Consider the following 9,359-nt stretch of genomic DNA (forward strand, 5'->3'; position numbering starts at 1 on the left):
CGCTTAAACAAACACTAGATTTAATTTATGGCTACCAACACTAAGACAGCGAATGACACTGAAACCGTTTTACGGGCTGAAAATCTCAACATTTACTACGGCAAGTTTTTAGCCTTACAGAATATTTGGCTAGATATACCGAAAAATCAGGTGACTGCTTTTATCGGCCCTTCTGGTTGTGGTAAAAGTACGTTGTTGCGATGCTATAACCGTCTCAATGACCTGATTGAGTCATTTCGGGCAGAAGGTAAAATACTTTTTTACGATAAAAATTTGTATGCAGCCGATATCGACCCTGTAGAGGTGCGCCGGAGAATTGGGATGGTGTTTCAAAGACCAAACCCATTTCCCAAGTCAATTCATGACAATATTACTTTTGGAGCTAAAATCAACGGCTACAAAGGTGATTTAGATGAATTAGTAGAAAGCAGTCTCAAAAAAGCAGCTTTGTGGGATGAAGTCAAGGATAAACTAAAGCAAAGTGGCTCGTCTTTATCTGGTGGACAACAACAGCGATTATGTATTGCTCGCGCGATCGCAGTCCAACCTGAAATTATACTGATGGATGAGCCTTGCTCCGCTCTTGACCCCATTTCCACCTTGCGTGTTGAAGAACTGATTCACGAACTTAAAGAGCAATATACTATTGTTATTGTCACCCATAATATGCAGCAAGCAGCACGTGTTTCTGATAAGACAGCCTTTTTTAATGTTCGGACTTCAGAGAAAGGAACCCGTAGCGGCTATATGGTAGAGTATGATGCAACAGAATTAATTTTCAACAATCCTAAGCAAGAAGAAACCAGAGATTACGTCAGTGGCAAATTTGGATAAATTATTTATTTTACATTGTTGATATTAAAGTAATGAGGGATACTCGGAAATTAAAGATGTTCGATATTCCTCTATGTTTTTTATTGACTTTTTTTTCCTAAACGAACCTCATCTCCATGCAGTCTGAAGTCTATTATTTAGTGCGCTCAAAAACTGACGGGAATTATCTTATAGCTCGTCCTGATGCTGAAACATCGGGTTATTTATTGCTGTTTCAAGAAAACTTTGACGCCCTTAGCTATCTCAACACCCACGCGGCAGAAGTGGCAAATCGCTTTGCGGTGGAATCTATTGCGCGTACACAATTGGGAAACTTACTCAAACGCTGGGGTTTTAGCGGTGTGGGTATTGTGACTGACCCGTTATTGCCCAAAGTTGAATTTTTACAACACAATTAAGCTTTACTTCCTCATTCGTTAATTAGATATTATTCATCAATATTTGGGTTTCGTTCTTTAACTAGCGACGGCAGCGATCGCACTAATTTCTTATTTATACTTATGGTCTATTGTTCACAATGCTTCCATCGGGCATGATGGTGTGGAAAAGGATAGCATTCTTGACATCAGCATCAGTACTACCTGTCAAGTTAGCGTAGCTGAGGTTAGCCCCCTCAAAAATAGCAGCCTCCAGCTTAGTATAAGAGAGATCAGTGTCAATCAACAGAGTGTTCTCCAGAGAAGCGCTATATAGGTCAGCCCTATTTAGGTCAGCACCACTGAGATTAGCCCCACTCAGATCCGCACTCAGATGACTACCACTGAGATTAGCCTGTCTGAGATCAGTATTAATCATTTCAGTAGCCTCGAAGTGAGTACCTGCCAAACAAGCCCCACAGAGGTTGGCATCCATTAGGTTTGCACCATCCAAGTAAGCTCTACTCAGATTAATACCACGCAAGTCGGTTCTACTTAAGTTAACGTTAGTCAAATCAACTCCAGTAAAATCTCTATCTCCAGCAGCATAACGCCTGAGCAATTCCTCGGCATCCATATCTAAATTCCCGCATTAATTAAACGTGAGTTCGACGGATAGAAAAGCTCAAAAAGCTCACTAGATAAGAATTTACTTAACTGGATAGACGAAGTGCGATCGCTACGATTGATTGAGAATCAGCAAAAAAGTCACAAAAAAATGCCGAGACTAAGAATATCTAACAAAAATGAGGGTCTCGGCTATGTCTACAATTGTATCTCGCCTGGACATTACACAAATTTTCTGCGACGTAGATGATTTCTGTCAGCAATGGGAAAATCTCTGGCAGCAAGTACCGCAATTACCATCGACAACGGGAGAACGGCGCAGTACTTCCCGAATGCATTTATCAGAAGTGATCACAATAGTCATCGCATTTCATGGTAGTGGATATAAGACTTTCAAGGAATTCTACACGCTGCATGTACTTCCGAGTTGGCATGAAGCATTTCCAAATTTGGTCAGCTACACTCGGTTTGTGGAACTGATGCCCTGGTGCTTAATGTTATTGTGTTGCTTTTTGCACACGCGTAGAGGAGAAGTTATAGGGATTAGCTTTATCGATTCCACACCAATTAATGTTTGTCACAATTGTCGGGCGCATTCTCATAAGGTATTTAAAGGATTAGTGAAATGGGGAAAAAATTCTGTGGGCTGGCATTTTGGATTTAAACTGCATTTAATTATTAATGATTCTGGAGAATTACTAGCATTTTCACTAACTCCCGCAAATGTAGATGACCGAAAACCAGTCCCAGATATGACTAAGGACTTAATTGGTAAACTGTTTGGTGACAGAGGATACATCTCTCAAAAACTATTTGAGGAGTTATATGAGCGAGGATTACAGTTAGTCACAAATCTAAGAAGAAAATGAAAAATCGTTTGGTAAAACTGATTGATAAGATTCTGTTACGCAAACGTGCTGTGATTGAGTCTGTCAATGATCATCTGAAAAATATATGTCAAATAGAACACTCTCGCCATCGTAGTCCATTTAACTTTTTGGTTAACTTGATGGCTGGTTTAGCTGCTTATACCTATTTGCCTAAAAAACCTTCAATTGACATTTACCCAAAAGATTTGCCTGCACTACCTCCTGCCATTTTTTAGTTCCGTCGAACTCACGTTTAATTAGGAGCAAAGCCGGGAGTCAATCTAAATTCCAAAAATATTGGGTGGAGCGATGCCTACAAGCAAGCTACGCCCCACCCAACCTAAAATAATTTAATAATCACTAACTACTAATTCGCTACTTCAGCCACCTCAATAACGCGCCCTTCATAGTCCTTGACTAAAAAGTTCAGGGGTTTGTGGTTACGAATCTTCAATTTCAAACCGCGCATTTCGACTCGCATTAAAATCATTTCCAGGCAGTCATGGTCAAAACAAACGTGGCGTTGCTGATTTTTACTACCTAAACTTGCACCAGTAATGACGTGTAGTTGGGTGTTTTTCTTCAATTGATACCACAGCCCATCATTGGCATTATTCATCATTTTGCTAGACAAGCTCGGCCCGGTAGACATATATAACGGATCGATGCCAGTTGCGCCTATAGTTTGTTCGTAGTTGTAGTAGTAGTGCAATGGCACCTCAGCTGCTGGCAAATCTAGCAGTCCTTCATACAACTGTCGGGCAATCTCCAAATCTGACACCATTACAGTGTGTACTTTTGGGGCGCTGGTGAGAAACATCCACATGGCACCAGCGTAAGCTGCTAGCAGCATTACCATAATGCCTTGGGTGGAGAATAGGCTATCTAAGGGCAGGGAAGGTAGAAAGGAGCCTAAAGTAAGGGGACTGAGCAGGAACGAGATCGCACTAACTTTTATAACCATGAACAAATAAGGATTCTTTAAGAGAGTTGATTTTATGATTGTCGATTAAGACTAAAATTAAGTCCTTGTTTCTAGTTTATCAATACTCAACTAGTCTGAGTCTCATCTACAAACTGAGCAACACCAAGATATTATGCGATTAACTAGTAGTTCGCCAAGGAAACTTGGCGGGGTAAAGGCAAGGGGGAAAGGGAAAAGATGTTTACTCCTTTAACCTTTAATCTTTCCCCTTTTCCCAGCCCTCACCTAACAATTTTGGTTTGGCAGACTACTAGGGGAGTGCAATTCCCAAAACTATTTTAACAATTATCAACTCCAAGACTTGTGCAAATTCCTCATTTTCCCGAAGCTAATCACCCACTGGTGAAGTCGCTGTTCCATCACAGTGACCATGAACTACTGACTCTGTTTCAGCGCTATCCAGATGCTGGAAAGTACTTTACGGTGATTTTTTGCCGTTATAGCCCCATAGTCTACACCTTGATTCGGCATTCGGCGCGATCGCCTGTACAGGCAGATTATCTGTTTGCCCTTACCTGGCGACATATCTATTACGAACTCGGTGGACTAAAGTTAACTGACTCTGAATCAGGTGAGGAAGCCTTGACTATGCAGAATTGGTTAATTAATATGACAGCTTTCTGTATAAATGAGATTAAACTACCACCCACAGAAGCAATTCATTATTCTCTGCAAGCGACTTCACCGCCGCTATGGTGCTATGTACAACAGGCGTTAGATCAACTACCGCCAGTTTTACGATTAATTGTATTAATGGCGCAAACTTTCCACTGGAGTGAAACTAGAATCGCTGCTTATCTACAAGCTGAAGGAGAAGCGATCGCTCCTCATGAGGTAGCCAATTTTCTCCAGGAAGGCTATCGTATGCTAGAGGACAAATTGCCCACAGATATCCGCGCTATATACTTTGGAGAAGATTTTGCTCAATCAGAACTTAAGTAAAAATGCGTATATTACTTGTCTTCAATTTTAAAACTTAAAACTTTTTCTTAGACCTTCTACTTAAACCCGCAACTTTACGGGTAATTTTTATGAAACAACGGCTTGTATTTCCCTGCCAAAAGGTAGGCTTAATTTGTGTAGGTGCGATTTATTCTCCCCAGGTACTTTTACACAGCTTTTTACTGTTTGCTTTTTTGCTGAGTCCTGTAGCAGGTGCGGTTGATATTTCCGAACAACTCCATCGCCCTTTAAATAATTCCGTTGGGCGACAATCAAGAGATGAAGCAGACGGTTTGTTGCGTATTGGTCAACAAGAATACGCTTCAGGACATGCCGACAAAACAATTGCATCTTGTTTGCGGGCATTAGAACTATATCATTCCATTGGCGACCTGAAAGCACAAGGTTTGACATACAATTTGCTTGCTAAGGCTTATGTACAGCTTGGTAGTTCAAAAGAGGCAGAAGATGCTTTCAGAAGAGGATTAGCGATCGCTCGTGATATTAAAGACTTTCAATCTCAGATTTTTGTGCTGAATAATATCGGTACATTTCTGCTGCAAAAAGGCGAATCTGCTGCTGCTGGTGAAACAATTGAAGATGCACTCGCAATTGCTCATGGGGTGAAAAATATTGAAGGTGAAGGATTGTCTTTGAGTAATTTGGGTTTGGTAAGTGCCAGGTTGGGAGATTATAACAAGGCGATTAAACTATATGAAAATGCTTTAATTTTCCGCCGTCAGACTGGCGATGCCATCGGTGAAGCAAATACCTTGAATAATTTAGGAGATGCTTATTTAGCATCTGGAAATTATCAAGATACCATTGCTACTTATGGTGAAGCAATGCGGACAGCTAAAACCAACCGCGATCGCACTAATCAATTACGAGCAATTGACGGTTTAGTTACGGCTCACACTGCTGTAGGACGTTACGAACGCGCCTTTGACTTACTAGAGGAGCGTTTAGCACTCGCGAAAGAATCGCAAAATTTACGCGAAGAATTAAAATCTTTTGAATCTTATGCCCAGTTATATAAGCAACAAGGTAACTACTTAACTGCCCGTAATTTTTACGAAAGGGCAATTATACTGGCGCGGACATTGCAAGACAGCAAGCAAGAAGTGCAATTACGGGATCAATTAACTCAAATGCTTCAGCGAAAGTAGCAGTAAGACACCGAAAATATTTTGCAGCAAGTAGGGGCAATTCATGAATTGCCCCTACAGTTTTGTATAAGTTATACCAATTTGAAAAATGATTGCGACAGATGGAAAACTGAAATACTTATCCAATGGATGTTTCACAATCCAAAATCTAAAATCTAAAATCCAAAATGGTATTAATCCACGCCCATAGGTGTCAACTTAAGCTGGAAATAGCTTATCTGTTGGCTTCCATGCCCGCCCGTCAATAAATTTTCGGGCTAATAGCTTAAGTCTACTGAAGTAGACTGGAGATTTTTGGCAATATTTAAGTCATCTTCAGATGACTTTAGCTATGAGACGGGAATTTCAATTCCTGGCGGACGAGCGGTTTCACGTTAAGTTGACATCAATGATCCACGCCTTAGCCCTACTAATTCAAGAACACTGAACCGTTTCGTTCAATTCTCATAGCACTTCTGCCTTGTGCTGCATTGGTAGCTTCCTTAAATGTGACTTCCAAGCTTCCTGGTTCTGAAGAACCTTGCGGAGTCACTATTAACTGTCCGCCATCTTGTCGTTCAAATGTTACTGTTACTGGTGCTTTTAAAGCTTGCAGCGTTACATCTGACTTACCTTCTAGCGATCGCGGTGCTGTATCGCCAATCACTTGGAAAGTTATCTTAGCCGCAGTATTATTCACTAACTTGATATTCACCATCCCATTAGTGAGTGCGATCGTCGCATTGGGGGCTTGCCGTGGTTCTACCAATGGTTGTTGGTCATTGGAAACCGCAGGTGCTGAAGGCTGTTGAGTTCGATCGCCAGGAATTGGGCGTGGTGTTGTAGCACCTGGTTGTGGTGGTATGGGAGAGACTTGCCCCTCAGCCGGAGGAACTGGGCGTGGTGGTACGGGAGATACTTGCCCCTCAGTTGGAGGAACTGGGCGTGGTGGTGTAACACCTGATTCTGGCGATCCGGGAGCCTGAGAGCGGTTGTAGGGTGGTTCGCTAAAAATGCTGGGACTTGGGTTAACCTTAACAGTAGATTGTTGTGCTAATACTTGAGGAATTGCTGGCAGACTAATGAGCAATCCCCCACAAAGAGCGCCCAATAACTTGCTAGACTGGCGAAAATTACGAGACTTCATATTCATTCTTGACTCCTAGAAAACTTCAATTTTTTTATTACAAAAATTTCTCTAGCCGGAAATTAAATTAGGTTTTAATCGGTCGTTGAGTACATCTAAATATTTAACCAATCACTTGATTTATCGCATCTAGCTAAAGATACGGAAATAGTCTCAAAAATTTTGAAAGATTTCATTCTCAAGATTTGAAATGTTAATCATTGTCATTAAATACATTTTATTACAGTCAAATTCAGTGTACTACGAGAAGATTTATTTTCTCGCTAATAATTAAAATAAAATTGAATCGAATAAAATTTTACATCTATCACAAGAAATAAAAATTTATTAATAAATTAATACTCAAGAGTTATTGGCAAAGTGATAGTAAAGGTAGTGCCAATGCCTTGGGCACTTTCAACTTGAATATGACCGTGATGATGTTCGACAATAGCTTGAGCGATCGCTAATCCCAATCCCGAACCTGTAGCGCTAGCTGTAGCTGTATTCCCTGTTCTATGAGTACGTGCTGGATCTACTCGATAAAAGCGATCGAACAAGCGTGGTAGCGCTTCGGCTGGAATTCCAACTCCGGTATCACTCACCTTAACTTGCAACTGGGCACTGGTGTTACGTAGTGCAGAAACACGATTTATTCCTTCTATCCGCGCCAATTCCACTTTCACTCGTCCACCTGCTGGAGTGTAATGCAAAGCGTTAGCAATTAAATTTGTGAACAGCCGTACCAATTGATCCCAATTACCTACAAGAGTGAACCAATTTTCCAGTAATTCGGGGCTAGTTTCAGAGATAGGAGGGTCAACTAAGTCTAGAGAAAGGGCGATTTTTTTCTCAGGGACTAACAATTGTTGTTCTTCAACCACCTCTATTAGCAAAGCGTCCAACGGACAAGGTGAAAAAGTATCTTTGCTAATACCGCTATCCTGTCTTGCTAGAAAGAGTAGGTCATTGACTAACTTACCTAAACGCTGCGTTAACCGTTCCACCACCTTTAACTGTTGTCGATATTGCAAAGAAGTAGTCGTTTCTGTTTCTGCTAAATCCAAGTCAGCAAGGGCAACTTGCACGTTAGTTTGAATCAACGTGATCGGACTTCTCAGTTCGTGGGAAGCATCAGCAGTGAATTGTTTAAGACGTTGATAAGATTCACCCACCGGTTCCATCGCTTTACCCGAAAGAAACCAACCACTTGCGCCTACGGAAAGCACCATTAACCCGATACCTAATGCCAAATCAAAAATTAACTGGCGACTAGGTTTAGTAACTTCAAACCAGGGATGACTAACGCGCAGATATCCTAATACTTGTCGTTTCACTTCTACGCGTTGGGTGACTTGTCGTAATAAGAGTGGGGAGTTAGGAATTTTGAATTTTGAATTTTCACTCTCTGCTTTGACTACGCGTACAGTTTCACCAGTGCGATTGACACGAATGGGAATATTTAGGGGTTCAGATAGCGTTGACCAAAGTAATTTACCAGTTGGACTAAACCATTCTAGGTCAATGTGGTCATCTTCTACAGCGTCGGTATTATTACCAAAACTGGCTTCTACGTTAATGCGAAATTTATCTGCATCAGTATTAATTGGCTCAAATATTAGTGTAGATGCACAACCACTGGTTGTGAGACAACGCTCCACTATTTCCACTACATGGTTAAGGGTGTCATCAATCCGCTCAATCAGTGTAGTACGAACGTATAAATAAACGCCACTGGCAAACAGTAGCAGTAATACAGCAGTAACGGCAGTGTACCAAATTGCAAGACGGCGGCGAGTAGCTTGAAACATCTTTTCACTTACTTTTTTTGACTAAATATTATTAAATTACGTGTTAATAATAATTTTAAATTGATTTTTTTATCAATATTTTTTCAAGATAATACTGGTTAATTTTTTTGCGATCGCATCAAATTTTAAAATTAAAAAATATTATTTTGTCTGTAAAAATAATTATAGATATAACTCAATACCGTTCAGTTAAGAAAATTGTAGGTTGGGTAGAACGAAGTGAAACCCAACAAAGTCAAGGAAGTGTTGGGTTTCGTTCCAGGGCAAACGCATCTTATTTACCAACCTCTAAGCGATCGCATATATTTTGTTGTAGTCTCATACTGATTTATGGGCAATGAATGCTGCATGATATTTGGGCAGATTGTACTGACCATAATTACGTACAATCTCGACTTGGAAACCAACTTGACGAAGTTTTTCTGCAATATCTGTCGCTTCATATAACTGCTGATAGTGGACTTCATCATCCCGCCTGTAGTGTTCTCCCACTTTCCGAAAGGTGATAATTCGACGGGTGAGTATTCCCTGGTTTTGATCCTCATTTTTTTCGACAAGTACTATCCTTGGACGACGGTTAGGTTTTCGTGAAGAATCACAAAATCATCGGCGTAACGGATTAGGCTGAGGGATCTACGTTTATCCCGTTTGTTATTGCGTC

The 9,359-nt window shown here is 40.8% G+C and carries 9 protein-coding genes and 1 pseudogene; 5 read left to right on the forward strand and 5 right to left on the reverse strand.

Annotation, left to right across the window (positions count from 1 at the left end; all coding sequences use genetic code 11):
• Nucleotides 1–27: 27 nt before the first annotated feature.
• Nucleotides 28–834 (forward strand): phosphate ABC transporter ATP-binding protein PstB, encoded by an 807-nt coding sequence (gene pstB, locus V7K45_RS08805; RefSeq protein ID WP_335002422.1) that lies wholly within the window; start codon nucleotides 28–30, stop codon nucleotides 832–834.
• A 116-nt stretch (nucleotides 835–950) separates the two neighbouring features.
• The gene (locus V7K45_RS08810; RefSeq protein ID WP_334765743.1) at nucleotides 951–1,232 is read left to right on the forward strand and encodes a hypothetical protein; all 282 of its coding nucleotides are present in this window, start codon (nucleotides 951–953) and stop codon (nucleotides 1,230–1,232) included.
• 100 nt (nucleotides 1,233–1,332) lie between these two features.
• Here V7K45_RS08810 and V7K45_RS08815 read toward each other — a convergent pair whose 3' ends face one another.
• Nucleotides 1,333–1,827, reverse strand: coding sequence for a pentapeptide repeat-containing protein (locus V7K45_RS08815; RefSeq protein WP_335002425.1), 495 nt, complete (start codon nucleotides 1,825–1,827; stop codon nucleotides 1,333–1,335).
• 205 nt (nucleotides 1,828–2,032) lie between these two features.
• Here V7K45_RS08815 and V7K45_RS08820 point away from each other — a divergent pair.
• Nucleotides 2,033–2,922, forward strand: a pseudogene (locus V7K45_RS08820) (IS982 family transposase).
• Between the two features lie 131 nt (nucleotides 2,923–3,053).
• On the opposite strand, the gene V7K45_RS08825 reads toward V7K45_RS08820, so the two are convergent.
• Nucleotides 3,054–3,650 carry a glyoxalase-like domain protein gene (locus tag V7K45_RS08825; RefSeq protein WP_335002427.1) on the reverse strand — a complete coding sequence of 199 codons (597 nt, stop codon included), beginning with the start codon at nucleotides 3,648–3,650 and terminating at the stop codon, nucleotides 3,054–3,056.
• A 324-nt stretch (nucleotides 3,651–3,974) separates the two neighbouring features.
• Between V7K45_RS08825 and V7K45_RS08830 the strand changes: the two genes are divergently transcribed.
• Both V7K45_RS08830 and V7K45_RS08835 read left to right on the forward strand, forming a co-directional pair.
• On the forward strand, nucleotides 3,975–4,613 hold the full coding sequence (locus V7K45_RS08830; RefSeq protein ID WP_335002429.1) for a sigma-70 family RNA polymerase sigma factor: 639 nt from the start codon (nucleotides 3,975–3,977) through the stop codon (nucleotides 4,611–4,613).
• Between the two features lie 89 nt (nucleotides 4,614–4,702).
• A complete protein-coding gene (locus tag V7K45_RS08835; protein WP_335002431.1) occupies nucleotides 4,703–5,782 on the forward strand; it encodes a tetratricopeptide repeat protein in 1,080 nt (359 codons plus the stop codon).
• A gap of 409 nt (nucleotides 5,783–6,191) precedes the next feature.
• Here V7K45_RS08835 and V7K45_RS08840 read toward each other — a convergent pair whose 3' ends face one another.
• From V7K45_RS08840 to V7K45_RS08850, 3 genes are all read right to left on the reverse strand, one after another.
• A complete protein-coding gene (locus V7K45_RS08840; protein ID WP_335002433.1) occupies nucleotides 6,192–6,914 on the reverse strand; it encodes a hypothetical protein in 723 nt (240 codons plus the stop codon).
• 329 nt (nucleotides 6,915–7,243) lie between these two features.
• Entirely contained in the window at nucleotides 7,244–8,698 is a 1,455-nt protein-coding gene (locus tag V7K45_RS08845) for a sensor histidine kinase (protein ID WP_335002435.1), read from the reverse strand.
• Nucleotides 8,699–9,016: 318 nt separating this feature from the next.
• Entirely contained in the window at nucleotides 9,017–9,190 is a 174-nt protein-coding gene (locus tag V7K45_RS08850) for a hypothetical protein (protein WP_335002437.1), read from the reverse strand.
• Nucleotides 9,191–9,359: the final 169 nt, after the last annotated feature.

The sequence above is a fragment of the Nostoc sp. genome (assembly GCF_036917375.1).
Classification (GTDB): Bacteria; Cyanobacteriota; Cyanobacteriia; order Cyanobacteriales; family Nostocaceae; genus Nostoc.